Source organism: Actibacterium atlanticum, from assembly GCF_000671395.1.
Classification (GTDB): domain Bacteria; phylum Pseudomonadota; class Alphaproteobacteria; order Rhodobacterales; family Rhodobacteraceae; genus Actibacterium_D; species Actibacterium_D atlanticum.
The window spans coordinates 36,065-60,774 of the sequence record NZ_AQQY01000009.1; the positions used below are offsets into that span (position 1 = coordinate 36,065).

The 24,710-nt window shown below is 57.7% G+C and carries 26 protein-coding genes; 24 read left to right on the forward strand and 2 right to left on the reverse strand.

What is annotated here, in order from left to right; translation table 11 throughout:
* Position 1 precedes the first annotated feature (1 nt).
* From ATO10_RS12865 to hypE, 9 genes are read left to right on the forward strand one after another with little or no spacing between them, the layout of a single operon-like run.
* Positions 2 to 838 carry a hydrogenase expression/formation protein gene (locus tag ATO10_RS12865; protein ID WP_035252213.1) on the forward strand — a complete coding sequence of 279 codons (837 nt, stop codon included), beginning with the start codon at positions 2 to 4 and terminating at the stop codon, positions 836 to 838.
* Positions 835 to 1,650, forward strand: coding sequence for a [NiFe]-hydrogenase assembly chaperone HybE (hybE, locus tag ATO10_RS12870; RefSeq protein WP_035252214.1), 816 nt, complete (start codon positions 835 to 837; stop codon positions 1,648 to 1,650). The genes ATO10_RS12865 and hybE overlap by 4 nt, the downstream gene beginning before the upstream one ends.
* Positions 1,650 to 2,525: a hypothetical protein gene (locus ATO10_RS12875; protein WP_035252215.1), complete on the forward strand. Its 876-nt coding sequence runs from the start codon at positions 1,650 to 1,652 to the stop codon at positions 2,523 to 2,525. The genes hybE and ATO10_RS12875 overlap by 1 nt, the downstream gene beginning before the upstream one ends.
* A complete protein-coding gene (gene hypA, locus ATO10_RS12880) occupies positions 2,518 to 2,859 on the forward strand; it encodes a hydrogenase maturation nickel metallochaperone HypA (RefSeq protein ID WP_035252216.1) in 342 nt (113 codons plus the stop codon). The genes ATO10_RS12875 and hypA overlap by 8 nt, the downstream gene beginning before the upstream one ends.
* Positions 2,859 to 3,674 (forward strand): hydrogenase nickel incorporation protein HypB, encoded by an 816-nt coding sequence (hypB, locus tag ATO10_RS12885; protein WP_035252217.1) that lies wholly within the window; start codon positions 2,859 to 2,861, stop codon positions 3,672 to 3,674. The genes hypA and hypB overlap by 1 nt, the downstream gene beginning before the upstream one ends.
* Positions 3,675 to 3,677: 3 nt before the next feature.
* Positions 3,678 to 5,159 (forward strand): sigma-54-dependent transcriptional regulator, encoded by a 1,482-nt coding sequence (locus ATO10_RS12890; protein ID WP_035252218.1) that lies wholly within the window; start codon positions 3,678 to 3,680, stop codon positions 5,157 to 5,159.
* Between the two features lie 3 nt (positions 5,160 to 5,162).
* Positions 5,163 to 5,453: a HypC/HybG/HupF family hydrogenase formation chaperone gene (gene hypC, locus ATO10_RS12895; RefSeq protein WP_035252221.1), complete on the forward strand. Its 291-nt coding sequence runs from the start codon at positions 5,163 to 5,165 to the stop codon at positions 5,451 to 5,453.
* Positions 5,450 to 6,592 carry a hydrogenase formation protein HypD gene (gene hypD, locus ATO10_RS12900; protein ID WP_035252222.1) on the forward strand — a complete coding sequence of 381 codons (1,143 nt, stop codon included), beginning with the start codon at positions 5,450 to 5,452 and terminating at the stop codon, positions 6,590 to 6,592. Before hypC ends, hypD begins: the two co-directional genes overlap by 4 nt.
* A gap of 9 nt (positions 6,593 to 6,601) precedes the next feature.
* Positions 6,602 to 7,639 carry a hydrogenase expression/formation protein HypE gene (gene hypE / locus ATO10_RS12905; protein WP_035252224.1) on the forward strand — a complete coding sequence of 346 codons (1,038 nt, stop codon included), beginning with the start codon at positions 6,602 to 6,604 and terminating at the stop codon, positions 7,637 to 7,639.
* On the opposite strand, the gene ATO10_RS12910 is transcribed toward hypE, so the two are convergent.
* Positions 7,636 to 8,082: a MarR family winged helix-turn-helix transcriptional regulator gene (locus ATO10_RS12910; RefSeq protein WP_035252226.1), complete on the reverse strand. Its 447-nt coding sequence runs from the start codon at positions 8,080 to 8,082 to the stop codon at positions 7,636 to 7,638. The genes hypE and ATO10_RS12910 overlap by 4 nt on opposite strands.
* Positions 8,083 to 8,247: 165 nt before the next feature.
* Between ATO10_RS12910 and ATO10_RS12915 the strand changes: the two genes are divergently transcribed.
* From ATO10_RS12915 to ATO10_RS12960, 10 genes are all read left to right on the forward strand, one after another.
* Positions 8,248 to 10,170: an FAD-dependent monooxygenase gene (locus ATO10_RS12915; protein WP_035252228.1), complete on the forward strand. Its 1,923-nt coding sequence runs from the start codon at positions 8,248 to 8,250 to the stop codon at positions 10,168 to 10,170.
* 260 nt (positions 10,171 to 10,430) lie between these two features.
* On the forward strand, positions 10,431 to 11,483 hold the full coding sequence (locus ATO10_RS12920) for a TRAP transporter substrate-binding protein (protein WP_035252230.1): 1,053 nt from the start codon (positions 10,431 to 10,433) through the stop codon (positions 11,481 to 11,483).
* 55 nt (positions 11,484 to 11,538) lie between these two features.
* Positions 11,539 to 12,123, forward strand: coding sequence for a TRAP transporter small permease (locus tag ATO10_RS12925; protein ID WP_035252232.1), 585 nt, complete (start codon positions 11,539 to 11,541; stop codon positions 12,121 to 12,123).
* Positions 12,120 to 13,433 carry a TRAP transporter large permease gene (locus ATO10_RS12930; protein WP_035252234.1) on the forward strand — a complete coding sequence of 438 codons (1,314 nt, stop codon included), beginning with the start codon at positions 12,120 to 12,122 and terminating at the stop codon, positions 13,431 to 13,433. Before ATO10_RS12925 ends, ATO10_RS12930 begins: the two co-directional genes overlap by 4 nt.
* A 91-nt stretch (positions 13,434 to 13,524) precedes the next feature.
* A complete protein-coding gene (locus ATO10_RS12935) occupies positions 13,525 to 14,289 on the forward strand; it encodes an SDR family NAD(P)-dependent oxidoreductase (protein ID WP_035252236.1) in 765 nt (254 codons plus the stop codon).
* A gap of 14 nt (positions 14,290 to 14,303) precedes the next feature.
* On the forward strand, positions 14,304 to 15,071 hold the full coding sequence (locus ATO10_RS12940) for a crotonase/enoyl-CoA hydratase family protein (protein ID WP_035252237.1): 768 nt from the start codon (positions 14,304 to 14,306) through the stop codon (positions 15,069 to 15,071).
* 28 nt (positions 15,072 to 15,099) lie between these two features.
* A complete protein-coding gene (locus ATO10_RS12945; RefSeq protein WP_035252240.1) occupies positions 15,100 to 15,561 on the forward strand; it encodes a MarR family winged helix-turn-helix transcriptional regulator in 462 nt (153 codons plus the stop codon).
* Positions 15,558 to 17,375, forward strand: a complete 1,818-nt coding sequence (locus ATO10_RS12950) for a feruloyl-CoA synthase (protein ID WP_035252242.1) — start codon at positions 15,558 to 15,560, stop codon at positions 17,373 to 17,375. The genes ATO10_RS12945 and ATO10_RS12950 overlap by 4 nt, the downstream gene beginning before the upstream one ends.
* A gap of 15 nt (positions 17,376 to 17,390) precedes the next feature.
* Positions 17,391 to 18,260 (forward strand): amidohydrolase family protein, encoded by an 870-nt coding sequence (locus ATO10_RS12955; RefSeq protein WP_035252244.1) that lies wholly within the window; start codon positions 17,391 to 17,393, stop codon positions 18,258 to 18,260.
* Between the two features lie 113 nt (positions 18,261 to 18,373).
* A complete protein-coding gene (locus ATO10_RS12960) occupies positions 18,374 to 19,921 on the forward strand; it encodes an acyl-CoA dehydrogenase family protein (protein WP_035252248.1) in 1,548 nt (515 codons plus the stop codon).
* Positions 19,922 to 19,942: 21 nt separating this feature from the next.
* On the opposite strand, the gene pcaQ is transcribed toward ATO10_RS12960, so the two are convergent.
* A complete protein-coding gene (gene pcaQ, locus ATO10_RS12965) occupies positions 19,943 to 20,857 on the reverse strand; it encodes a pca operon transcription factor PcaQ (RefSeq protein WP_035252250.1) in 915 nt (304 codons plus the stop codon).
* A 90-nt stretch (positions 20,858 to 20,947) separates the two neighbouring features.
* Between pcaQ and pobA the strand changes: the two genes are divergently transcribed.
* Genes pobA through pcaG form a run of 5 tightly spaced genes read left to right on the forward strand, consistent with a single transcriptional unit; the run spans position 20,948 to position 24,672 of the window.
* A complete protein-coding gene (gene pobA / locus ATO10_RS12970; protein ID WP_035252252.1) occupies positions 20,948 to 22,117 on the forward strand; it encodes a 4-hydroxybenzoate 3-monooxygenase in 1,170 nt (389 codons plus the stop codon).
* Complete coding sequence (gene pcaD, locus ATO10_RS12975; RefSeq protein ID WP_035252254.1) at positions 22,117 to 22,905, forward strand: 3-oxoadipate enol-lactonase; 789 nt, start codon at positions 22,117 to 22,119, stop codon at positions 22,903 to 22,905. Before pobA ends, pcaD begins: the two co-directional genes overlap by 1 nt.
* Entirely contained in the window at positions 22,898 to 23,275 is a 378-nt protein-coding gene (gene pcaC / locus ATO10_RS12980; RefSeq protein WP_035252256.1) for a 4-carboxymuconolactone decarboxylase, read from the forward strand. The genes pcaD and pcaC overlap by 8 nt, the downstream gene beginning before the upstream one ends.
* Before the next feature lie 45 nt (positions 23,276 to 23,320).
* Positions 23,321 to 24,049, forward strand: coding sequence for a protocatechuate 3,4-dioxygenase subunit beta (pcaH, locus tag ATO10_RS12985; protein ID WP_035252257.1), 729 nt, complete (start codon positions 23,321 to 23,323; stop codon positions 24,047 to 24,049).
* 2 nt (positions 24,050 to 24,051) lie between these two features.
* Positions 24,052 to 24,672 (forward strand): protocatechuate 3,4-dioxygenase subunit alpha, encoded by a 621-nt coding sequence (gene pcaG, locus ATO10_RS12990; protein WP_035252258.1) that lies wholly within the window; start codon positions 24,052 to 24,054, stop codon positions 24,670 to 24,672.
* The last annotated feature ends 38 nt before the right edge of the window (positions 24,673 to 24,710 follow it).

Sequence of the window (24,710 nt, forward strand, 5' to 3'; positions counted from 1 at the left end):
GATGGTCGGAAGCTTTCATATACCGCCAGTGGGCTATGGTCCCGGCTCGCAGCCTGAGGATACGGGCGACAAGCTGGAATACATGCAGATGCCGCAGGATATGCGGTCCTACACCACCCACATCCCCGAGATTGAGGCCGACGAAAACTATGCGCCGGCTCTGACAGTGCTGCGTGACATCGCGAAGGCATCCGACAAAGTCGGGCGCGGGGCCGAAAACGTTAAGTTTGATCTGTCTGGTTTGGACAAACCCAATCGCGCCCTCATCGCCGAGACAATGGGCGAGGGCGAAGTGTCCGTGAAAATCCACGATGTGCCTGCCGTCGCGGCGCAAGAAAGCGTCTTCGCTGGCATTTGGGTTCTGCGCGGCGCCAACATTGATGTGATCGAGGTTGGCCCGGTGCCGCAGGGTGCGCTGGACCGCGCCTTTGTGCCACGCAAGGAAGGCAAGGGTACCAAAGCGCCGAAGGTGCCCGGTGTGGTGAACGCCCCTCCGATTTATGTGGAACTGGCTGATAAGTCCGCCGGGTTCTCGTCCGATGACGAAGCGCATGTCGTGAACCTGACATTGCTGCCCCATACCGAACAGGATTTGGAGTGGCTGGACGCCGCAATGGGGAAAGGCGCGGTCGATATTCTTTCACGCGGTTACGGCAACTGCCGCGTCTCGGCGACGGCTTTGCCGCATATCTGGCGGGTACAGTTCTTTAATTCGATGGACACGTTGATCCTGGACACGTTCGAAGTGACCTCCATGCCCGAAGTCGCCATTGCAGCGCCTGAAGATCTGGTGGACAGCGGCGAACGTCTGGTCGAAGTGCTGGAGGCGATCCGATGAGCGGCTTTGAAGGATCCTTCCTGGGGGCGAATGACAAGATCAGCACCCAGGCCATCATGGAATGCAAAATCTGCTGGACGCCCTATGACCCAGCCGAAGGCGATGACACCCGGCAAGTGCTGCCCGGAACGCCGTTCATTGCATTGCCCGAAGATTGGAAATGCCCCAACTGCGACGCACCCAAGGAGCAGTTCCTGGTGTCCGAGGATCCCGGTTCTGATGCCGCGCGCGATGCCGATATGCTGGATCAGAAAACCAAGTTGCTGGTCGCGGACTTCACCGAGGTCTGGCACAGCAAGATGCGCGATGTCCCGATGGTCAATAAGGTTTTGCATGTGCAGGCAGTGGGCTGGAAGATCCATGAAGGTCGCCCGCTTGGCGTTTTGATTTCTCCTTGGTTCATGAACCTGATCCAGTTGCCCACCGAAGGCGAGGATTGGTCCGAACTGGTGGCGGGCGCGAAGGAAGTGATCAGCTTTGGCTCGGGCGACTATGAGTTCATCCACAATGCGCGGGACATGACTGGCGGTTACAAAGCCTGCTCGTTGTTTTCGCCAATGGGCGAATTCAAAACCCAAAAGCAGGCCGTCGAAGTGGCCGAAGCGATCATGGTTGCCTTGTTCCAAGAAGAGCATCGCGCGGAAACGGATCGCTCTGCGGATATCCGAGCAAGTCGCGAGGCCGAACTGGCCGCGATCGAAGAGGCTAAGCAAGCCGAAGCCGAGGCCCAGGCTGAACAGCCCGAAATTCCGCTGGCTCCGACCCGCCGTCAGGTTTTGACGGCTGGCATATCTGGCGACGTGGCAGAATAATGCTGGATCGCGCTCATATCAAACTGTCCCCCCGGGTGGTGCCTGCGCCCCCGGTGGAACAGTTTGTCTTGGGCCGATCCGTTGAAGACGCTGCCGAGCTGTTGCCGCGTATCTTTAACCTGTGTCGTGCTGCCCAGATGGTGGCTGCACGTCTGTCGTTCGGCTTGGCGTTGCCCAATGGCTGGAAGCAGGACCTGTGTCGCGACATTGCACGCGATCATGCATTGAAGCTGGCAGTGATGCTGCCTGCGAAGTTGGGAATGGCGCCACTGGCCCTCCCTCCCGGCAATCAGCATCTCTCTAAACCAACCCTAGGCGCGATTTTCCCAAAATCCGGCGCGGCGTTCGAAGATTATTTGAAGACGGAGCAAGGCATTGCCCCGTATTTGCGCGCTGTCGACCAGATTTTCGCGCCCGGCGAGGCGGTGACCGACACTCTTCCGACGGTCACCGCCGTCTCCGCCGAAAGGCTCGCACCTGTCGAAAACTCTCTTGCGGCGCGGCATCTGGATCATCCTGTACTGCAATACCTCGAGGTCACGCGCGGGCGCGGCCCACTGTGGCGGCTGGCAGCGCGGGCATTGGATTTGCAAGCTGTCGAGCAAGGCGCTTTGGCTGACCCTTTGGTTGTGAATGGCGCTGTTTTAGTGCCCGCAGCGCGTGGACTCTATGCTGTACGGGCCGAAGTGCAGGCTGGCAGAGTCACCGCGTTTCGCCGCTTCACACCGACCGACCATCTGCTGGCGCCGGGGGGAATTCTGGCGCAGTCATTGGCCCGTTTGCCCGCGGAAAAACACTCGCATGCGCCGCTTTTGCTGGACATTCTGGACCCATGTGTTCCCGTATCTTTGCAGGAGGGCGCACAAGATGCATGAGATGTCGCTATGCGAAGGAATCCGTCAGGTGATCGAGGATCAGTCCCGCGCCCATAATGTGCGCGCGGTCAAACGGGTCCGGATCGAGATCGGCCAGTTCTCAGGCGTTGAGAAACCGGCGCTGGAATTTGCCTTTGATGTGGTCATGCGTGGATCGGTTGCAGAAGGTGCAGCGCTCGAGATGATCGACCTGCCCGGCAAGGCCATGTGCTATGACTGTATGAAAGAAGTCGAAATCGACGACCGGCTTGCGCCCTGCCCGGACTGCGGCGGCGGCAAGCTGATGCCTGTCTCGGGCGATGAAATGAGGATCAAGGACTTGGAGGTGGTGTGATGTGTACCGTTTGTGGATGTGGAACAGCCAGTGTGGAAGGGCATGAGCATTCTCATGACCACGACCACCATCATCACCCCGAAGGCGGAGATCTGCATTTCGGCCATGGCCCTGCCGGGGTCGAAGTGCCGGGGATGAGTCAGGACCGATTGATCGAGATTGAAACCGACATTCTGGCCAAGAATGATCGTTATGCGGATGCCAACCGGGCTACGTTGACCGCTCTGGGAGCCTTCGCCGTGAACATGGTGTCTTCGCCCGGTTCTGGCAAAACGACCTTGTTGTGCAAAACCATCGAGGCATTGGGCGATCAGCCTTTGGCCGTGATCGAAGGGGATCAGCAAACTGCCAATGATGCCGACCGTATCCGTGCCACCGGAGCGGTTGCGGTGCAGGTGAACACCGGTAAGGGCTGCCATCTGGACGGTCACATGGTGGGCCACGCGATGGAACATCTGGATCTGGCTGAACACTCGATCTTGTTCATCGAAAACGTTGGCAATCTTGTCTGTCCTGCCGCGTTTGATCTGGGCGAAGATTGCAAGGTTGCGATCCTCAGTGTGACCGAAGGTGAAGACAAGCCGTTGAAATACCCAGATATGTTTACCGCCTCGCGGTTGGCATTGTTGAACAAGGTCGATCTGGCACCTCATTGCGACGTTGATCTGGACCTGTACGAAAAGAACCTGCGCCGCGTGAACCCGGGGATTGAGGTCATTCGTGTCTCGGCCCGCACTGGCGAGGGCATGGAAAACTGGCTCAATTGGTTGCGCAGTTCGTTGCAGCGCAAACAAGGCAGCCTGGCAGCGGAGTAACCCATGACCGAGGCGCTTCCTACAATCCTGTTGGTCGATGACGAGGAGCATTCCTTGGCGTCGATGCGCATGGCGCTTGAGGATGAATTCGAGTGCCTGACCGCACCGAATGCCGAGGTTGCCATGCAATACATGGAAGAGAACTTTGTTCAGGCGATCTTTTGCGATCAGCGCATGCCGGGGCGTTCAGGTGTCGAATTCCTGACCGAGGTGCGCGACCGCTGGCCTGATACTGTCCGCATCATCATCACGGGCTATACTGAAACCAATGATATCATCGCCGCCATCAACGAGGCCGGGATTTATCAGTTTCTGACCAAGCCATGGCATCCCGATCATCTGGTTATGAGCGCCAAGAATGCCACTGATCTGTTTCGTCTGACCCGCGAACACGATCAGATGGCGCTGGAAATGCGTTTCCTGACGCGCACGGTCGAAAGCAAGGTCGAAGAACAGCGCAAAACGCTGCGCGAAGGACTTGGGTTTGAAAATGTCCTGCGGGCGCCCAACTCTCCGCTGAACAGCGTTGTGGCGCAGGCGCGGCAGTTTGCCAGCTTCGATGTTGCCGTGCTGATCCAGGGTGAAGCGGGCACCGACAAATCCGCTCTGGCCCGCGCGATGCACTACAGCTCATTGCGGTCTGATCGGCGATACGTCGAGGTCAACTGCTCGGGCGTGGATGACGATCTGCTGGAAATCGAACTTTTCGGGGCCAAGCGCGGATCGGTTCAGGGGCGCCAGACGCAAAAGGTTGGAGTGCTGCGCAAAGCCGACAAAGGCACGGTGTTTCTGCGCGGTGTGGCCGACCTGTCGCCTCGGATGCAACGCGTGATGGCGCGTTTTGCGACCGAAGGCACCTTTCGCCCGATCGGCGCGAGCGAACTGGAAACCAGCGATGTGCGCCTGATGGCCTCGGCCCATTCCGATCTGTCGGTGGATGTTGCCGAAGGTCGGTTTCGGTCTGATCTGTACTATGCCCTTAGCAAAACTACACTGACCACGCCGCCGCTACGGGCGCGCAAGGATGATCTGTCGGTTCTGGCGCAGAACTTCCTGTTTGATGCGGCGGCCAAACACGGCAAGCCGATCCATGGATTGTCCGATGACGCGCTGCGTTTTCTGGCGCGCTATGACTGGCCCGGCAACCTGCGCGAGCTGGAAAATGAAATGGTCCGCATGCTGATCTTCTCGCAAGACAGCATTCTGGGCCCAGAATTGATCAGTCGCCACATCCTGCAAGCCAACCCGCAAACACCAGGGGACAATGCCGTGGATCAGGTGCTGGTGTCAGACGGGACGTTGAAAGAGCGGGTCGAGCAGATCGAAATGCGCATTCTGCGCGAAACCCTGACTCGTTTGAAATGGAACAAAAGCCGCGCAGCAAATGAGCTGGGGCTAAGCCGCGTGGGCCTGCGGGCCAAGATTGACCGCTATGGGATTGCTGAAACCGGCAAAACCGACAGCCCCGAACCTGAGGAGGATTAACCCATGTGCCTAGGAATACCGGGCCAGATTGTCGCCGTCACAGACGCTGACCGAATGATGGCAATGGCCGAAGTGTCGGGGGTGCGCCGCGAGGTCAACGTTGCCCCGATTGCACAGGGTCCCCTGGAAGGGGTGATCGGAAAGTGGGCTTTGATCCATGTCGGGTTCGCCATGAGCGAAATCGACGAGGAAGAAGCCGCGAAAACGCTTGAGGCCCTGCGCGGTCTGGGTGAAGCGCAGGAAACCCTCGAGGCCATGGCCGCAGGCGACGCTGCATTGGAGGGCACAGCATGAAATACGCAGATGAATTTCGCGATCCTATCGCGGCCCGCGCGGTTTTGGATGAAATCGCCAAAGTGGTGGATCAGATCGGCGCTACCGCCGAAAAACCTGTGCACATCATGGAAATCTGTGGTGGCCACACCCATGCGATCTTTCGCTATGGCCTTGATAAGCTGACCCCCGAAGGGATCGAGTTTATTCACGGTCCCGGCTGCCCGGTTTGTGTTTTGCCCATGAGCCGCGTTGATGAGTGCGTCGAACTGGCCGAACGGCCCGAAGTGATCTTTACCACCTTCGGCGATGCCATGCGTGTGCCCGGCACCCGCAAGTCATTGATGCAAGCCAAAGCCGACGGCGCTGACATTCGGATGGTTTACTCCCCGCTGGATGCCTTGGAAATCGCCCGCCGCAACCCCGACCGTGAGGTGGTGTTCTTTGGGCTGGGCTTTGAAACCACCACGCCTTCAACCGCGCTGTCGATTCAGCAAGCCGCGCGCGAAGGGCTTGAGAATTTCACCGTCTTTTGCAACCACATCACTGTGCCGCCGCCCATCAAGGCACTGTTGGACGATCCGCATATGGTGTTGGACGGCTTTGTCGGCCCGGGGCATGTGTCGATGGTCATCGGCGTGCACCCCTATGATTTCATTGCCGAAGATTACGGTAAGCCCTTGGTCGTGGCCGGGTTTGAACCGCTCGACCTTTTGCAATCCGTGCTGATGGTGCTGGAGCAAATCCGCGATGGCCGGGCCGAGATTGAAAACCAGTATGCCCGCGTTGTGCCCGAGAACGGAAATCCGGTGTCCATCGCCGCGATCAAAGATGTCTACGAAGAACGTCCCAGCTTTGAATGGCGCGGATTGGGCGAGATCGACGCCAGCGGATTGCGTATTCGTCCTGCCTATGCCGCCTTTGACGCCGAGGCCAAGTTTGGCATCGGCTATGGCGCCGGCGCGCGGAGTGTACAAGAGCCCGAAGGCTGTGCCTGTGGCGCTGTGATGACCGGGCGGATCAAACCCGTTCAGTGTGAACAGTTTGGCAAGGGCTGCACGCCTGAAATGCCGCTGGGCGCGCTTATGGTCAGCTCGGAAGGGGCCTGCGCGGCCTATTACCAATATGGCGGTGCCCGCGCTGTTGAACCGGCGGAATAGGAGGCGGCGATGAACATGATGCCCCCGAAAATGCGTGATCAGGTTGTGACACTGGCCCATGGCGGCGGTGGCAAGGCCATGCGTGAGCTGATTGAATCGGTGTTCACCCAAGCCTTTCAGCCGGACGCCATGGAAGATCAGGCCCGTCTGATGGATGCGGCGCTTCAAGAAACCGGTGCGCGTCTGGCTTTCACCACCGACAGTTTCGTGGTGGATCCGGTCGAGTTTCCCGGTGGCGACATCGGCAAGATTGCCGTCTGTGGCACGGTGAATGATCTGGCCGTGGGCGGGGCAAAGCCCTTGTGGCTTTCAGCCGCGTTTATCATCGAAGAGGGCACCGAAATTGCCCTGCTTCGCCGTATCGTGGCCTCGATGGTGGCCGAAGCCGAACGCGCCGGGGTCCGGATTGTGACAGGCGACACCAAGGTCGTTGGGCGTGGCATGGCCGACAAGGTTTTCATCACTACATCCGGGGTTGGTGTAATTGGCCCTGACCGCAATCTGCGGGCTGAGAACGTGCGAAATGGCGATGTGGTACTGGTCAACGGCAAGCTGGGAGACCACGGTGCCGCGATCCTTGCCGCACGCGGCGACATGGCCCTGTCAAGCGAAGTGACCTCGGATTGTGCCGGGCTTGGTCATCTGATGGAGTCGGTTTTGCAGGCTGCGCCTGACACCCGTGCGGCACGAGATGCCACACGCGGTGGGGTGGCCTCGGTATTGAATGAGGTCGCCGAAGCTGCGGGGTGTTCGATCGAGATTGATGAAACCCAACTTCCGCTGCGCTCCGAGGTGAAGGGCATGTGCGAGATTTTGGGTCTTGATCCACTGTATCTTGCCAATGAGGGCACTTTGGTTCTGTTCGTACCTGCTGATCAGGCGGAGGCAGCGCTGGCGGCGATGCGCGCCTTGCCCGAGGGGCGCGAAGCCACGTCGATTGGCAGAGTCGGCGACGCCATGCCGGGCCGTGTCACCATGCGCACGCTGTTTGGCGGCGCACGGATCGTCGACATGCTGGTCGGAGAGCAGCTGCCCCGAATTTGTTAGGAATCGCCAGAACCTTGAGGGCTAGTTGGTGCAACTGCTTTTCTGGCGAGTTCCATAAAGAGGGCGCGCTCTTTCGCATTGAGCCCCGGTAGGATTTCGTCCTGTAGCGCCTGCACCGTGGGGAAGATGTCTTCAAACAACGTCTGGCCCGCATTACTTAGATGTAGGACGCGCGCCCTGCGGTCCTGCGTGCTGACTTGGCGTGTGACGTACCCTTTCTTCAAAAGGCGGTCGATCACGCCGCCGATTGTCGCCCGATCATAGGCGATCTTGGCGGCGACTCCGGCTTGGTCGATACCCGGATTTGCAGCGATTGCATCCATGGCGGCGAACTGAACAGGGGTCAGATCAAGCCCAGACTGTTGCATGTGCTGTGCGAAGACATGTGTTGAAATCTGGTTCAACCGCCGAATCAAGTGCCCGGCCATTTTGTAGACCATCATCTGCGATTTTCCTTTGCACGACTTACGCCTAATCCTCTGAATAGAAATAATATATCTGGATATAATTTGTACACATATTTATTTGTTGACGGATAATAGTAAGTATAGATACTAAATTGCAGGCGACGCTGGAACTGGCTGTGCGCGACCAATGGGAGGGTGAGGATGCAGTTTTACGTAGATGGGTTTCGAGGCGGCGATCCTGACGTCAAAGGTGCCGCGCCTTGCCGCAGGGATCGCAGCCCACATGCACCGCTGCCTGAAAAAGTAGACGTATTGATTGCCGGGACCGGACCCGCGGGGCTGTGCCTTGCCGCGCAGCTTTCCCAGTTCCCAGAGATCGAAACAATGATCATCGAACGTAGCCCCGGCAACATCGAAAAGGGCAAGGCCGACGGGATCAATACCCGCACAATGGAGATGTTTCAGGCCTTTGGCTTTGCCGATAAGGTCAAGCGTGAAACCTATTGGGTGAACCAGACCAGTTTCTGGATGCCCGACCCGGAAAACCCAGCGCATATCAAACGTATCGGCAGGGTTCAGGATGTGACTGACGATTCCTCGGAAATGCCTCACATCCTGATCAACCAGGCCCGGCTGCACCAGCTGTTTCTGGACGTGATGAAAAACGCCCCCGCCCGGCTGGAACCTGATTACAGCTGGTCGGTGCGTGATCTGACAATTGATCCGACGACCGATGACCATCCTGTGACTGTCACGCTTGAAGATACCGGTGTGAATTGGGGGGAGACGGTCACCGTGCGCGCCAACTATGTGGTTGGGTGCGATGGCGCGCGTTCCAATGTGCGTAAAGCGATTGGGGGCAAGCTTGAGGGGGACGCCGCGCATCAGGCCTGGGGCGTGATGGATATTCTGGCCAATACTGACTTCCCGGATGTGCGCCAGAAATGCCTGATCACATCTGCACAGGAAGGCAACGTACTGATCCTGCCGCGCGAAGGCGGGTATCTGTTCAGGATGTATGTCGAGTTGGACAAGCTGAACGCCGATGAACGCGTCGCCAATCGTAATTTGACGCAGGAAGACATGATCGCGGCTGCCAACCGAATAATGCAGCCCTATACGATCGACGTGAAAGAGGTCGTCTGGTGGTCGATCTATGAAATCGGGCACCGGATGACGGATCGGTTTGATGACGTCCCGCCGGGCGAAGACCGTAATCCGCGCGTCTTTACCGCGGGCGACGCCTGCCACACGCATAGCCCCAAAGCGGGGCAGGGGATGAACGTTTCTATGCAGGACACGTTTAACCTTGGCTGGAAGTTGGCCCATGTCATTCAGGGTAAGGCAGATGCGAGCCTGCTGCGCAGCTACTCTGCCGAGCGCTGGGTCGAGGCCAAACGTCTGGTCGATACAGATCATGAATGGGCCCGCATCATGTCGATGCCTCCGGGCGAGTCTGACCTGGACAAGGAGGATGAGCCGCGCTTTGTGCGCCAGTTCAAAGACAACCTGGAATTCACCGGTGGCTTGGCGGTCAAGTATGATGAATCTGCTCTGATCGCCGCACCAAAGCATCAGGGTTTGGCCCGCGGGCAGGAAGTCGGTCGCCGCTTTCATTCAGCACCTGTGGTGCGTGTTTCGGACGCGATGCAGATGCAGCTTGGCCATATTGCCGAAGCCGATGGAAGATGGCGGATATATGCTTTTGCTGGACGCAACGATAATGGTTTGTCTGGGGGTGGAATTCACACATTGGCTGAATGGCTTCGAACTGATGCCGGTTCCCCTTTGGTAAAATACACGCGCAAGGATGAAGACATCGACGCGGTGATTGATGTGCGGGCCGTGTTCCAGCAGACGTTCGATGCTCTGAACTATGAACACATGCCATCGCTTCTGAAGCCCGCGAAAGGCAAGCTCGGCCTGCAAGACCACGAAAAGGTGTTCTGCGTTGACCATAAGGGGCTGGGTGACATTTTCGATATGCGAGGAATTGATCGGGAAACAGGGTGCGTGATTGTCGTGCGGCCGGATCAATACGTGTCAAACGTGCTGCCGCTAGACGATGTTCGCGGGTTGGCCACGTTTTTCGACGGGATACTTGTGCCCACCAGCGCACGATGACCCGATCCGCTCAGGTTTCTTGGCCATATGGACAACTAAATGTCGAAAAAACTCATTTTACTTTCACAATATGATGAAGCAGTCTGGCAGGTGGGAGAATAGATGCGTTTTGAGATCCATCCAGGAGCAAGACACCTAAGTTGTTGAAGACACTTAAGGATAAAGTGTTGAAACGATTTAGTTATGGCGCATAATTATTATGGGGAGAAGCCGGAAGAGCTAAGAAAAGCCCGTCCGGGGGATCAATCAGGGAGGAACCGATGACCCATTTTCGTAGAACTATCCTAAAGACCGCTGGCGCGGCTGTCGTCTCGGCGCTGACGTTTGGCGCGGCATCGACCAGCGCATTGGCTGCAGACGTCACCTTGCGCATGCACCAGTTTTTGCCGGCCCAAGCGAGTGTGCCCAAGAACATTCTGGACGTGTGGGCTGACAAGATCGAGGCCGAGTCCGGTGGACGGATTGAAATCCAACGCTTTCCAGCCATGCAGTTGGGCGGCAAGCCGCCACAGCTGATCGATCAGGCCATTGACGGTGTTGCAGACATCATCTGGACTGTGTCCGGCTATACCCCCGGCCGCTTCCCGCGGACCGAGGTGTTCGAGCTGCCCTTTACCATGACCAATGCCGAGGCTGTTTCGCGGGCCTATTGGGATTTGGCGCAAGAGACGATGATTGACGATGACTTCAAGCAGTTCAAAGTGCTTGGCTTGTGGGTGCATGGCCCGGGTCTTATCCACTCCAAAAAGCCTGTTGAAAGTATTGGGGATCTGAACGGTGTGAAGCTTCGTGCTCCGACCCGTGTGACCAACTCTTTGTTCAGCTCGCTGGGGGCGACCCCGGTGGGGATGCCCGTGCCCGCCGTGCCCGAGGCCCTGTCAAAAGGTGTGATCGATGCGACGGTCATTCCGTGGGAAGTCACCGGCGCCCTGAAAGTGTCCGAGCTGGTCAAAAACCACACCACCTTTGGGGACGACTCTTTGTACACGACGACGTTTATCTTTGCGATGAACAAAGAGCGTTGGGATGCGCTGCCTGACGATCTGAAGGCGATCATTGATGCAAACTCGGGCGCTGAATTCTCGGCCTTTGCCGGCAAGCAGATGCAGATGGATGATGACGGCCCACGCCAACTTGCCGTGGATCTGGGCAACAACATCATCACGCTGTCACCAGATCAGGTCGCAGAGTGGAAGACCGCCGCACAAGCCACCACCGAAGCCTGGGTCGCCGAGATGGACGAGAAGGGCAAAGACGGAACCGGTCTGCGTGCCCGCGCGCTTGAGCTGATCGAACAGTATACAGCCAACTAAGCAAACAGTTTCCCGGGCGTCTCGGCGCCCGGGGGCAACCATTGGGGGATGAGCAATGCTTCGAGTAATGGAACGCCTTGCAAGGTTTATGGCTATTGTCGGCGGGCTGGTGTTGACGTTTCTGGTTTTGCTGACCTGTGTCAGTGTGTTGGGCCGTGGCCTGAATACGTTCGGTCACTCAGATCTGCTGAATTACGTGTCCAAAAGCTTGGCTGACGCTTTGATCGCGACGGGCGTTTCCCCGGTCAACGGTGACTTTGAAATCGTCGAAGCTGGCGTGGCCTTTGCGATCTTTTCGTTCCTTCCGATCTGTCAGCTGTATAGCGCCCACGCCACGGTTGACGTTTTCACCAATTTCCTGCCGCGCAAACTAAACAGGCTGCTGATCGTGTTTTGGGAGATCGTTTTGACCGCCGTGATCCTGCTAATTACGTGGCGCTTATATGCAGGGATGCAAAGCAAAATGGCCAATGGTGAAATCACATTTCTTCTGCAGTTTCCGGTCTGGTGGGCCTATGCCGCCAGCTTCGCCGCAGCCTTGGTGGCTTCGGTTGTCGGTATCTACTGCGCAATCGCGCGTGTCGCTGAGCTGATATCGGGCCGCGCCTACATGCCCCACTCTGAGGAGGCAGTGCATTGAGCATGCTTGAACTGGGCTACGCGTCCTTTCCCATCCTTTTGCTGATGATCTTCCTGCGTGCGCCGATTGGCCTTGCCATGATGCTATGCGGTATCGGGGGGCTTTATTTCGCCATGGGCGGCAGCAACATGTTCATGGCCAAATTGAAAAGCGAAACCTATTCGACTTTTTCCAGCTATTCGCTGACGATTATTCCGATGTTTCTGCTGATGGGCCAGTTTGCCACGCTGTCGGGTATGTCCAAAGCGCTATTCAATGCGGCAGAAAGCTGGTTGGGCCATCGGCGCGGTGGGGTGGCAATGGCTGCTGTCGGATCCTGCGCCGGGTTTGGTGCGATCTGCGGATCGTCGCTGGCCACCGCCGCAACGATGAGCCGCGTCGCCTTGCCCGAACTGCGCAGATATGGCTATTCCGGTGGGTTTTCGACCGCGACGCTGGCCGCAGGCGGAACGCTGGGTATCTTGATCCCGCCTTCGGTGATCCTTGTGATCTATGCCATTCTGACCGAACAAAACATCGCCAAGCTGTTCCTCGCAGCTTTCATTCCGGGTATTCTGGCGGCGCTTGGCTATATCATCACCATTTCGCTCTACGTCCGTCGCCATCCTGACGCTGCGGGCACGCGCGCGCCGGTACCATACCCTGAACGTATCCGCGCCCTATTGGATGTTTGGCCTGTGCTTCTTGTGTTCGGGCTGGTCGTCGGCGGCATATATCTGGGTTGGTTCACCCCAACTGAGGGCGCGGCTGTCGGTGCTGCGGGTACCGGCCTGATTGCGCTGGTGTCCGGCAACCTGACCTGGAAAGTCTTTGTCGACAGTATACTGGCCACCGCCCACAGCACCGCGATGATCTTTTTCATTGTTCTGGGAGCGGGCATGTACAATGGCTTTTTGGCGCTTAGCCAGGTCCCGCAGGAGCTGTCCGGTTGGGTGATCGGGCAAGGGTTCAGTCCGTGGACTGTGCTTATGTTGATCCTGGTGTTTTACCTGATCTTTGGCTGCCTGATGGACAGCTTGTCGATGATCCTGCTGACCATTCCGATCTTCTTCCCGGTCATCAGTGCACTTGATTTCGGGATGTCACCCGAACATGTCGCGATCTGGTTTGGCATCCTTGTGCTGATCGTGGTCGAAGTCGGGTTGATCACGCCGCCAGTGGGGATGAATCTATTCATCATCAACGCGATGGATCGCAGCACGCCGATGGTCCAGACCTACAAAGCCGTCATGTGGTTTGTGGCGTCTGATCTGGTGCGCGTGGTCATCCTGGTGCTGTTCCCGGCAATCACACTGTTCCTGATACCCTGACAACAATAGCGAAGCGCCCGTATGGCACTTCGTATAGGTAAATAGATATGACGCATAACAATAATTCAGAAACACGAATGGAACCTACGACATGCAGATAGGCGGACAGATTGCCGTTGTGACGGGCGGAGGAAGCGGATTGGGCGCGGCCACGGCGCGCCATCTGGCGGCAAAGGGCGCGCGTGTTGCCATCCTTGATTTCGATCTTGAACGCGCAAAAACGGTCGCACACGAGCTGGACGGCATCGCGGTTCAGGCCGATGTCAGCGACGAGGCAGGGGTCAACGCTGCCTTGGAAAAGGTTGAAACCGCACTGGGAGCGGCGCCCCGGATTGCAATCAACTGTGCCGGCGTCGGCATGGCGGCCCGGATCGTTGGGCGCGAGGGCAAGCTTTCTTTCGATGTCTTTGAAAAGACGCTGCGCGTTAATTTGTTTGGCACGTACAACGTCATGAGCCATGCCGCGCGGCGGATGGCGGAACTTGATCCGCTGGAACATGGCGAACGCGGGGTCATCGTGAACACTGCATCGGTTGCGTGGCAGGACGGCCAGTTGGGCCAAGCTGCCTATGCCGCGTCCAAAGGTGCGATTGCCTCGATGTGTTTGCCCGCCGCGCGTGAATTCGCGCAGTTCGGCATTCGCGTGATGTCCATCGCGCCGGGCTTGTTTCGCACCCCCATGATGGAGGGCCTGCCCGAAGAGGTCGCGACACAGATCACCGCCAACATCCCGTTTCCGTCACGTCTTGGCGAACCCGAAGAATTCGCGCTGTTAGCAGAGCAGATCGTGACCAACCCATTCCTTAACGGAACAACCATCCGGCTGGACGGCGCAGTGCGCCTGCCGCCGCGCTAAACAGGAGCTGACACATGAAAGCCCCCATTCTTGATATCCAGGTTGACGGCAACATCGCGACCCTGACCATGAGCCGCCCTGGCAAACGTAACGCCATGTGCGAAGAGCTGCTTGAGGCGCTGGAGGCCTTTTACTTTGCCCCGCCAAAAGATGTGCGCGTTGTGGTGCTGACCGGGGTCGAGGGACATTTTTGCTCGGGCCTTGATCTGTCTGAACATGTCCATCGTTCGGCTGAAGAAAACCTGTATCACTCGCGTCACTGGCATCGGGTGATGGAACAGATCCAGTTTGGCGGGCTGATCACGGTTTCGGCAATGTTTGGCGCGGTAATTGGGGGCGGGCTGGAGCTTGCAGCTGCGACCCATGTTCGGATTGCTGAACCATCCACCATTTTTCAACTGCCAGAAGGGCGGCGGGGTATTTTCGTGGGTGGCGGGGCCACGGCGCGTGTCGGCCGGTTGCTTGGGCCGGATCGCATGACCGAGATGATGCTGACAGGGCGCAAGTATTCAGCCGACGAAGGCCTGGCCCTTGGGCTGGCGCATTACTCTGTTGAGGATGGAGAAGCCCAGACTCTGGCGCAGACCCTTGCCGGGAAAATCTCCCGCAACGCGCCCATGTCAAACTATCTGATGGTGCAGTCGATTTCGCGGATCAGTGACATGTCACAGGCGGACGGTCTTTATACTGAATCCCTTGCGGCGGCATTGTCCCAGACCACCCCGGACGCCGAGGAAGGGTTGAAGGCTTTCCTTGAAAAACGCGCCCCGAAATTCCGGTGATACAATGCCAAATCAAAAGCATAAACAGATGCCACAATCAGACGTGATCCATGCCGGCGATGCCACCTTGCGCAATTTCGTGGGCTATCGGATGAAGCGGGCTTTCAACGTTGTGCAGGCCGACCTGACCAAGACGCTCAAGCCCTTTGATCTGCGCATGTTGACCTATACCGCGCTGGTTTTGATCGTTGACAACCCGGGCCTGCGTCAATCGCAGCTTGCGGACGCCATGGATATCGAACGTCCAAATCTGGTCGTTCTCATCGACGAGCTGGAACGCCGCGAACTGATCGTTCGTGACCGTGTTCCGACAGACCGCCGGGCCTATGCGCTTCGGGCGACCTTGGCCGGGCGACAGCTTTACGAAAAAGCAGTAGCGGCGGTCACTTTGCATGAAAACGCCATTCTGGCTGACCTGCCACAAGATTTGCGGACAGCCATGATTGAGGCGCTCAAGCGGATCGAAAAAGCGCATAGGGGGAGATCATGACACAGGCATCACATACCCAACCTCATCAGGTTGCCCGTGAAAACCGGGCCGACGGGTCCATCCTTTTGCACTCGACCCATCCGCTTGGTCCGGTAGCGGACAAAACGGGGGACTGGCTGCACCATTGGTCGCAAGAAGCACCGGATCGCGTGTTTCTGGCCGAGCGCAGCGGCGCAGGCTGGCGCGAAGAAAGCTATGCCGCGGCTTTGCAAAAAGTACAGGCCATTGCGCAGTCACTTCTGGCGCGGGGCATGGGGCCCGATACCCCGATCATCATCATGTCGGGCAACGGTGTGGACCATGGGTTGTTGTCGCTTGCCGCGCACTACATTGGCGTGCCGACAGTTCCGGTGGCCGAACAGTATTCGCTGATCCATGGGGCCCATGGGCGCCTTCGCCATGCTATTGAACTGGTTCATCCCAAGATGGCCTATGTGGTCGATGCCGATCAGTATAGCGAGGCGCTGGCGTTGGACGCGCTGAACGGAATCGAAGTTGTCGCCACCCGCACGGGACAGGCGAAAAATGTCACGGCTTTTGAAGACCTGCTGAAAGGCGATGCCAGCGTTGACCTGCAGGCGGCGTATGCAGATGTGACGCCAGACACCGTAGCCAAAATCCTGATGACCAGCGGGTCAACCTCGGCACCCAAAGGCGTTCTGACGACGCACCGTATGATGTGTGTGAACCAGACCCAAATTGCAGATGCCCTGCCATTTCTGCGGGCCCGCCCGCCCCGCGTGGTTGACTGGCTGCCATGGAACCACGTGTTCGGCGGATCGCACAATTTCAACATGATGCTGGCCAACGGCGGCAGCTTTTACGTCGATGATGGCAAGCCCGTGAAAGGCCTTTTTGACCGCACAGTCGAGAACCTGTCGATGATCACGGGTTCGCTGGTCTTCAATGTTCCAGTAGGTTTTGGGATGCTGCTCAATGCCCTGAAGGCCGATGATGGGTTGAAACAACGCTTTTTTGAAGATCTTGACCTGATCTTTTACGCTGGGGCCTCGTTGCCACAAGACATCTGGGAAGGGTTTCAGAACATGGCCCGCGACATCACCGGGAAAATCCCCTTGATGACCTCGTCTTGGGGGCTGACTGAAACTGCACCGGCGACAATGATGCAGCATGAACCGATTGATCGTTCAGGCGTCGTGGGTGTCCCGCTGAACGGCGTGGTCGCCAAGCTGATCCCGGATTCTGACATGCGCTGCGAAGTGCGTGTGAAGGGGCCAAATGTTATGACTGGCTACTTTGAAGACCCGGTCAAAACCAAGGATGCCTTTGACGAAGAAGGTTTTTTCATCACTGGTGATGCCATGGTGTTTGTCGACCCGGATGACGTGAATAAAGGCATGAAGTTCGATGGGCGCATTTCCGAGGACTTCAAGCTTTTGACGGGTACTTGGGTGCGCGCGGCGCAGCTGCGGCTTGATATGTTGTCATGCCTTGCCCCGCTGGCCGCCGATCTGGTGATCACCGGCGCAGATCGCGATCAGATTGGCGTGATGGTCTTCCCTGACAAAACCGAACTGAGCCGCGAAGGTTTTGATCTGACCGATGACAATGGCGCGTTTCGCTGTGACCTGTTGCAGGGCGAAATCCACCGTCGTCTGGTCGAACGGGCTCGAGAAATTTCGGGCAGTTCAACCCGGATTTCGCGCGCCATCGTGCTGAGCGAGCCGCCTTCGATGGCTGACGGGGAAATCACCGCCAAAGGCAATCTAAACTTTCGCAAGGTGCTGACGCGCCGCAAAAATCTGCTGGACCGGCTCTATGATGACGCCGACGCAGCGGTCATCAAGATTTAAAAAGGAATTGGACAGATGGTAGATATTTCCAAGGTCCGTGCGATTGACATCCACACCCACGCCGAAGAGCCGTGTGGCTGCCATACCGACGATGGCTATGATGATCTGCAGGCGGCGATGGCGAAATACTTCAACGCCAAGGTCGTCCAGCCGACGATCGAACAGACCGCGGCGCATTTCCGCGCGCAGAACGTGGCGGCGGTGATTTTTCCGGTCGATGCAGAGCGCGAAACCGGCTATCGCCGCTATTCGAATGACGAGGTGCTGGCCGAGGTCGAAAAGCACAGCGACATCCTGATCCCCTTTGCCTCTATCGACCCGTGGAAGGGAAAGATGGCGGTGCGCGAGGCGCGGCGCCTGATCGAGGATCACGGCATCAAGGGCTTCAAGTTCCACCCGACAATGCAGGGCTTTTTCCCCAATGACCGCATGGCCTATCCGTTCTACGAGCTGCTGAACGAACATGGCTGCATTGGCCTGTTTCACACTGGTCAGACCGGGGTTGGCTCGGGCATGCCCGGCGGCAACGGCATGCGGCTGAAATACTCGCATCCCATGTATCTCGATGACGTGGCCGTCGACTTCCCCGAAATGAAGATCATCATGGCGCACCCTTCCTTCCCTTGGCAGGAAGAAGCGCTGAGCGTCGCGACGCATAAGCCCAATGTTTATATCGACCTGTCGGGCTGGTCGCCGAAGTACTTTCCGCCGATCCTGGTGCGCTATTGCAACTCGATCCTCAAGAAAAAGGTGCTCTTTGGTTCCGACTGGCCGATGATCTCGCCCGAGCGCTGGCTGAGCGATTTCGAGAAGATCGACATCAAGGACGAGCTGCGCGAGGACATCATCAAAGGCAACGCCGCCCGCCTGCTTGGGTTTGAATAACCTGCGCGTCCACGCGGCCTTGCGCCGTTGCAGACCAATCTGACTGGGTGCCTGCGAATGCGGGCACCTGCCTTCCGGGTCGGTGACCCCGCCCTCTAGAAATTGGACAGATCATGAAACCGTTCAAAGCCCCTTTGGAGGACATCCTCTTTTCCCTGAACCACGTGGCAGGGGCTGATGCCTTGCCCGATTGGGACGGTGACTTCGCCAAGGAAATCGGCGGACATTTCGCGGCCTTCGCCGAAGGGGAGATCGCCCCTCTGGACGAACCGGGCGATCAACAAGGATGCCACTTGCAGGATGGTCGGGTGTCGATGCCTGACGGTTTTGTCGATGTCTATCGCGCATATGCTGAACAGGGGTGGCCATCGCTGACCGTACCGGAAGAGTATGACGGCCAGGGGCTGGATACGTTGATGTTGGCGATCACCTCCGAGATTTTCTCGGGTGCGAACCACAGTTTGCAGATGGTCACAGGCTTGGTTCCCGGTGCAGTGCGCACCATCCTGAGGTTTGGAACCGAGGATCAAAAGACCCGGCACATTCCAGCGTTGGCGTCTGGCGAAACACTTGCCACCATGTGTCTGACCGAACCCGGTGCAGGATCAGACCTCAGCCGTGTTCGGTGCAAAGCGACCCCCTTGGATCAGGGCTGGTCAATCACGGGTGAGAAAATTTTCATCTCGGGCGGCGATCAGGACATGAGCGAAAAGATCCTGCATCTGGTTCTGGCCCGCACATCTGACAATGGGATCAAGGGCCTGTCATTGTTCCTTTGCCCTTGCACCCGCGAGGATGGCAGCCGCAACGCCGTTACTGTTACTCGCATCGAAGAGAAGATGGGCCTGCATGCTTCTCCGACTTGCCAACTGGCGTTCGATGGGGCCGAGGCCGAGCTGATCGGGCAAGAAGGGCAGGGGCTTGCCGCGATGTTCACCATGATGAACCACGCCCGTGCGGATGTCGCGCTGCAAGGGGTTGCCCATGCGGCGCGTGCCTATGATGTGGCCAGCGCCTATGCGGCCGAGCGCATTCAGGGGCGGGGGGCGGACGGTGCGCCTATTGCACTTGATGGTCACGCGGATGTGCGCCGCATGCTGAACGAGATGGATATGCTTGCCGTTGGTGGGCGCGCGGTTTCTCATCTTGCATTTGTCATGATGGAGGCGGGCGGGAATGATGAACTGGTCGATTTTCTGACACCCGTTGCCAAGGTCTATTGCACCGAAGCCGGGATGCGCGCTGCCGACTTGGGCATTCAGGTGCTAGGGGGGTACGGCTATCTTCAGGAATACCGGCTGGAACAGACCTATCGCGACGTGCGGATCACCGCGATCTATGAGGGCGCGAACGGGATTCACGAGCGCGTTCTGGCAACCCGCTTGGCGCCAAGTGCCGCAGGCGACGCCTTCGCGCGGTTTGTCGACAATGAAAGCGCCAGCCTGAAAGAGCCCAAAATTGAGCGCAAGTTTGAAACCTGGCGCGATATGCATGATCGGCTTGCGCAGGCGGATGATCCATCTGAATTGGCACATAAGTTCATGCAGGTGACCATCGAAACTTTGCTGGTCTGTGCCTGGGCCCGGGTTGCGCGGGTTGTGCATCACCACCCCGACCAAGCGCGGCTAGAGAACCTGTGCCGCATCGCCCTCAACGGCTGATCCGCCCAGTTTTGCCCGCTGCTAAAGGCCCTCGGCCTGGACCACGTTGTTGACCGCAATCGACAGCACCTGTTGTTCTGGCGTCAGGTTAGAATTGGCCCGCGCCATCAGCCCCACAGGCCCTTTGGTGATGGCGGTATCGAAGGGCAGACGGATCAGGCGCCCATCTGCAACTTCGTTGGCGACAACACCAGACGAGATGATCCAGATCGCATCTGATTCACGGGTGTAGACCCGCCCGAATGCGCCAGACACGGTCTCCATCCGGTTGGGCAGCTCTCCGACCCCATGGGCGATCAGAAAGCGTTCAACAATCGGGCGAATGGCGGAATGCTCGGAGGGATAGATCACCTGCCATTCGCCGATCCGCGACAGGTCAGGATCGTCCAGCAACGGATGGCCGGGGCGTACCACAAAGTCGACGGTTTCATTGTACAGTTGGGTAAAGGCGACCCCTTTCATCTGGTCTGACGGCGCAAGCCGCCCAATCACCACATCCAGTTCGCCATCGCGCAATTTTTCGATCAGAAAACTTATCGGCCCGTCCGAGATCTGCAGCGTGGCCCCAGCCGAAAGCTCGAAATACTCCCGCGCGACCCGCGGCATCAAGCGCGCCGCGACCGACGGCAGCGCGCCAACTTTGATCCGCTTAGCGGCGCTTTGACCGGCCTGTTCAACCCCATCAAGACCTTGTTGCAGGGCCGCAAGGCTCATTTCCGCGAAATGCAGAAACACCTCACCTTGCTTGGTCAACGAGACCCCCGCTCGGCTACGCGACATCAGTTCGGTCCCAAGGATTTCCTCAAGCTCTTTCAGTGTCTTCGATATGGCGGGTTGAGTCAGGTACAGACGCTCTGCCGCCAGCTTCATGCTTTTTTGCCGGGTGATTTCGACGAAGCACTGGATGTGGCGGAACTTGATACGTCGGTCGATCATATACTTTCCAGTATTGCTAACAAAAGCTCATTTAATCTCATTTTACTTTCAATTTTTAGAATGGCAAGCTGCGTTCAAGGAGGACATTCCATGCGTACACAAGTTGCTATCATCGGTGGCGGCCCCTCGGGCCTTCTATTGTCTCAGCTGTTGCACCGTAAGGGCATCGACACGATCGTGTTGGAACGCAAGACCAAGGAGTATGTCCTCGGCCGAATTCGGGCTGGAATTCTTGAAACCGGGTTCGTTGAACTGCTGCGCGAAGCGGGCGTGGGAGAGCGACTGGACAAGGAAGGTTTCGTCCATGACGGAACTGTCATTGCCTATGACGGTGCGCAGTTTGAGATCAATTTCACCGAACACACAGGCACCCCGGTGATTGTCTATGGTCAGACCGAGGTGACCCGAGACCTGTATGACGCGCGCGAAGCCATGGGGGGTAAGATCGTCTTTAATGTTGAGCAGGTGGAAATCCACGATGCCGACAGCGATGCGCCGTATGTCACCTACACCGTTGATGGCGAAGAGCAGCGCATAGATTGTGAGTTTGTCGCCGGTTGCGACGGCTTTCACGGCGTCAGCCGCCAGACCATCCCGCTGTCCGTGCGTAAGGAATATGAAAAAGTCTATCCGTTTGGTTGGCTGGGCGTGTTGTCTGAAACACCGCCGGTCTGTGATGAACTGATCTATGCCAATTCAGATCGCGGCTTTGCGCTGTGTTCGATGCGCAACGCCAACCTGAGCCGTTATTACATCCAGTGTTCTCTGTCGGACTCTGCCGAGGACTGGACGGACCAGATGTTCTGGAATGAACTAAAACGCCGCATTCCCCCCGAGGCCGCTGAGCGCCTTGTCACGGGCCCTGCAATCGAAAAATCCATCGCACCGCTGCGCTCTTTCGTGACCGAGCCAATGCGTTGGGGGCGCCTGTTTCTGTGTGGTGATGCCGCACATATCGTGCCGCCCACCGGGGCTAAGGGGCTGAATACTGCCGGATCAGATATTCATTACCTGTATCATGGGTTGCTACAGTATTTTCAGGAGGGCGATAGCGAAGGCATTGACCGCTATTCTGAAAAGGCACTGGCGCGGATCTGGAAAGCCGAGCGCTTTAGCTGGTGGATGACCAACCTGTTGCACCGTTTCCCCGAGCAGACCGCATTTGACCTGAAAATGCAGCGCGCAGATCTGGACTTCTTGCGCGGCAACAAAGCCGCTCAAAGCGTACTGGCGCAAAACTATGTTGGGCTGCCTTACTGATGCAGGTGGTGTGTCTGAATAATTTGTCTTTGCACTGGCAGGAAGACGGAGACCCAACTGGGCATCCAGTAGTCTTTGCAAATTCTTTGGGTACGGATTTACGGCTCTGGGATCAGATCGTGCCCCTGCTGCCTGCAGGGCTGCGGTTGATCCGGTTTGACAAGCGTGGGCACGGGTTATCGGACTGTCCGCCGGCACCCTATACGTTGGACAATCTTACCCATGACGCCGAAGGTTTGCTGGACCATATTGGCATTCAGGGGTGCACCTTTGTGGGCCTGTCGATTGGCGGTATGGTCGGCCAGTTACTGGCTTCGCGCCGCCCTGACCTTATTGGTGCGTTGGTATTGTCGAACACGGCCGCCAAGATGGGCGACGCTGCCATGTGGAACACCCGGATCGACGCCATCAAGGCTGACGGGATAGAGCCCTTGGGCGATGCGATCATGGAACGTTGGTTTTCAGCTGACTTTCGCGCCACCGATGACCTTTGCTTGTGGCGAAATATGCTGACCCGTACCCCGCAAGAAGGCTATATCGGGTGTTGCCATGCTATTGCTGGCGCTGATCTGACGGACATCTCAAAACGGCTTTCCCTGCCGACGATGGGGATCGCCGGGGCTCAAGATGGCGCGAGCCCGCCCGACCTCGTGCAGGGCACCATCGCGATGATCGCGGGCGCCAAATGCCATACGATGCAAGGTGTTGGCCATTTGCCCTGCGTTGAAGACCCAACCCAATACGCGGCCCTTTTGACCGCCTTTCTCAAGGAGCTTGGACATGTCTGATAAATACGACAAGGGGATGCAAACCCGCCGCGCCGTGCTGGGCGATGCGCATGTTGAACGCGCCGAAGCCTGCAAGAGCGACTTTGACTCGGCCTTTCAGACCCTGATCACCGAGGGCGCATGGGGCACGGTATGGGCCAGCGACGGGATTTCGCACCGAGAGCGCTCCATGCTGACATTGGCGCTTTTGGCCGCATTGGGGAACTTCGAAGAAATCCCGATGCATATTCGCGCCACCGCGCGCACCGGCGCCAGCAAACAAGACGTACTTGAAGCCTTCCAGCATGTGGCAATCTATGCCGGTGTTCCGCGTGCAAATCACGCGTTGAAGCTGGCCAAAGACACGTATGCTGAAATGGAACAGGAATAACCGGGAAACGCGCACTACTCCCGCTTCCGAAAAGGAGACCCGCCGATGACGACAAAAGGCGAATTCTACCAACGAGACAGAGAATGGCAGCCGCCTGCTCTGACCCCGGATTACAAAACCTCGGTGGCGCGCTCGCCGCAATACTCCCTGATCTCGCTGCAAAACTCCGTAAGCGAAATCACCGGCCCGGTGTTTGGTCATAACGATATTGATCCCATCGACAACGATCTGATCCTGAACTACGCGAAACCCGGCGAAAGCCCGATCGGAGAGCGGATTATCGTGCATGGGCGTGTGCTGGACGAAAACGGCCGACCGATCCCCAATACACTGGTCGAGGCCTGGCAGGCCAATGCCGGCGGTCGCTATCGGCACAAGAAAGACACCTATCTGGCACCGATTGACCCGAACTTCGGCGGCTGCGGGCGCACAGTCACAGATGAAAACGGCTATTACATCTTTCGCACCATCAAACCCGGTGCCTATCCATGGCGCAATTGGGTGAACAACTGGCGCCCTGCGCATATCCATATGTCGATCTTTGGCACGGCCTTTACACAGCGCCTGATCACGCAATGCTATTTCGAAGGTGACCCGCTGATCGACAAATGCCCGATCGTTAAAACGATCCCGTGTCAGCAAGGGCGCGACAGTCTTGTTGCCGCACTAGATCTGAATGCCACGATCCCGCTGGATACGATTGCCTACAAGTTTGACATCGTTCTGAGAGGGCGCCGCTCGACCGTGTTTGAAAACCGTCTGGAGGGGAACTGAACATGGTACAGAAACTGGACTATCTTAAGGAAACCCCGTCGCAGACCGCGGGCCCCTATGTGCATATCGGCCTCGCCCCCGGGGCAGCAGGGTTTGACATTTACCGGCAGGAACTGGGCTGGGATATCACCGGACCCAACGCCAAAGGCGAACGTATCCGGGTCGAAGGGCTTGTGATCGACGGCACTGGCTCGCCCGTCAAAGACGTGTTGCTGGAAGCATGGCAGGCCAATAGCGAAGGCAACTATGCCCACCCCGAAGGGGGCGGAGACGTGGAAGACGGTTTTCGGGGTTGGGGGCGAGTCATCACCGATTTTGAAACCGGCGAATGGGCGTTTGAAACCGTCAAACCGGGCCGTACCCAAGGGCGTAATGTCGGATTGCAAGCGCCACATATTAACCTGTGGGTTGTCGCGCGCGGCATCAACGTCGGCCTGAACACGCGGCTGTACTTCGAGGATGAGGCCGAGGCCAACGCCGAAGACCCGGTGCTTAACATCATCGAATGGGAACGTCGGCGCGCCACGCTGATCGCCAAGCGTAGCGAAAGAGACGGCCAGATCGTCTATCGCTTCGACATCAAGCTTCAGGGGCAGGACGAAACCGTTTTCTTCGACATCTGACCATCACGGCTTTGCCCCTTTCGCAGGGGCAAAGCCAG

Coding starts and splice junctions, on each gene's coding strand:
- hypA (WP_035252216.1), top strand. CDS start 2,518: ATGCATGAGATGTCGCTATGCGAAGGAATCCGTCAGGTGATCGAGGAT.
- hypE (WP_035252224.1), top strand. CDS start 6,602: ATGAACATGATGCCCCCGAAAATGCGTGATCAGGTTGTGACACTGGCC.
- pcaD (WP_035252254.1), top strand. CDS start 22,117: ATGCAGGTGGTGTGTCTGAATAATTTGTCTTTGCACTGGCAGGAAGAC.
- hypC (WP_035252221.1), top strand. CDS start 5,163: ATGTGCCTAGGAATACCGGGCCAGATTGTCGCCGTCACAGACGCTGAC.
- ATO10_RS12865 (WP_035252213.1), top strand. CDS start 2: ATGGTCGGAAGCTTTCATATACCGCCAGTGGGCTATGGTCCCGGCTCG.
- ATO10_RS12950 (WP_035252242.1), top strand. CDS start 15,558: ATGACACAGGCATCACATACCCAACCTCATCAGGTTGCCCGTGAAAAC.
- ATO10_RS12940 (WP_035252237.1), top strand. CDS start 14,304: ATGAAAGCCCCCATTCTTGATATCCAGGTTGACGGCAACATCGCGACC.
- hypD (WP_035252222.1), top strand. CDS start 5,450: ATGAAATACGCAGATGAATTTCGCGATCCTATCGCGGCCCGCGCGGTT.
- ATO10_RS12920 (WP_035252230.1), top strand. CDS start 10,431: ATGACCCATTTTCGTAGAACTATCCTAAAGACCGCTGGCGCGGCTGTC.
- ATO10_RS12955 (WP_035252244.1), top strand. CDS start 17,391: ATGGTAGATATTTCCAAGGTCCGTGCGATTGACATCCACACCCACGCC.
- ATO10_RS12960 (WP_035252248.1), top strand. CDS start 18,374: ATGAAACCGTTCAAAGCCCCTTTGGAGGACATCCTCTTTTCCCTGAAC.
- pcaC (WP_035252256.1), top strand. CDS start 22,898: ATGTCTGATAAATACGACAAGGGGATGCAAACCCGCCGCGCCGTGCTG.
- ATO10_RS12890 (WP_035252218.1), top strand. CDS start 3,678: ATGACCGAGGCGCTTCCTACAATCCTGTTGGTCGATGACGAGGAGCAT.
- ATO10_RS12935 (WP_035252236.1), top strand. CDS start 13,525: ATGCAGATAGGCGGACAGATTGCCGTTGTGACGGGCGGAGGAAGCGGA.
- hybE (WP_035252214.1), top strand. CDS start 835: ATGAGCGGCTTTGAAGGATCCTTCCTGGGGGCGAATGACAAGATCAGC.
- ATO10_RS12915 (WP_035252228.1), top strand. CDS start 8,248: ATGCAGTTTTACGTAGATGGGTTTCGAGGCGGCGATCCTGACGTCAAA.
- ATO10_RS12910 (WP_035252226.1), bottom strand. CDS start 8,082: ATGATGGTCTACAAAATGGCCGGGCACTTGATTCGGCGGTTGAACCAG.
- ATO10_RS12925 (WP_035252232.1), top strand. CDS start 11,539: ATGCTTCGAGTAATGGAACGCCTTGCAAGGTTTATGGCTATTGTCGGC.
- ATO10_RS12945 (WP_035252240.1), top strand. CDS start 15,100: ATGCCACAATCAGACGTGATCCATGCCGGCGATGCCACCTTGCGCAAT.
- hypB (WP_035252217.1), top strand. CDS start 2,859: ATGTGTACCGTTTGTGGATGTGGAACAGCCAGTGTGGAAGGGCATGAG.
- ATO10_RS12875 (WP_035252215.1), top strand. CDS start 1,650: ATGCTGGATCGCGCTCATATCAAACTGTCCCCCCGGGTGGTGCCTGCG.
- pcaH (WP_035252257.1), top strand. CDS start 23,321: ATGACGACAAAAGGCGAATTCTACCAACGAGACAGAGAATGGCAGCCG.
- pobA (WP_035252252.1), top strand. CDS start 20,948: ATGCGTACACAAGTTGCTATCATCGGTGGCGGCCCCTCGGGCCTTCTA.
- pcaQ (WP_035252250.1), bottom strand. CDS start 20,857: ATGATCGACCGACGTATCAAGTTCCGCCACATCCAGTGCTTCGTCGAA.
- pcaG (WP_035252258.1), top strand. CDS start 24,052: ATGGTACAGAAACTGGACTATCTTAAGGAAACCCCGTCGCAGACCGCG.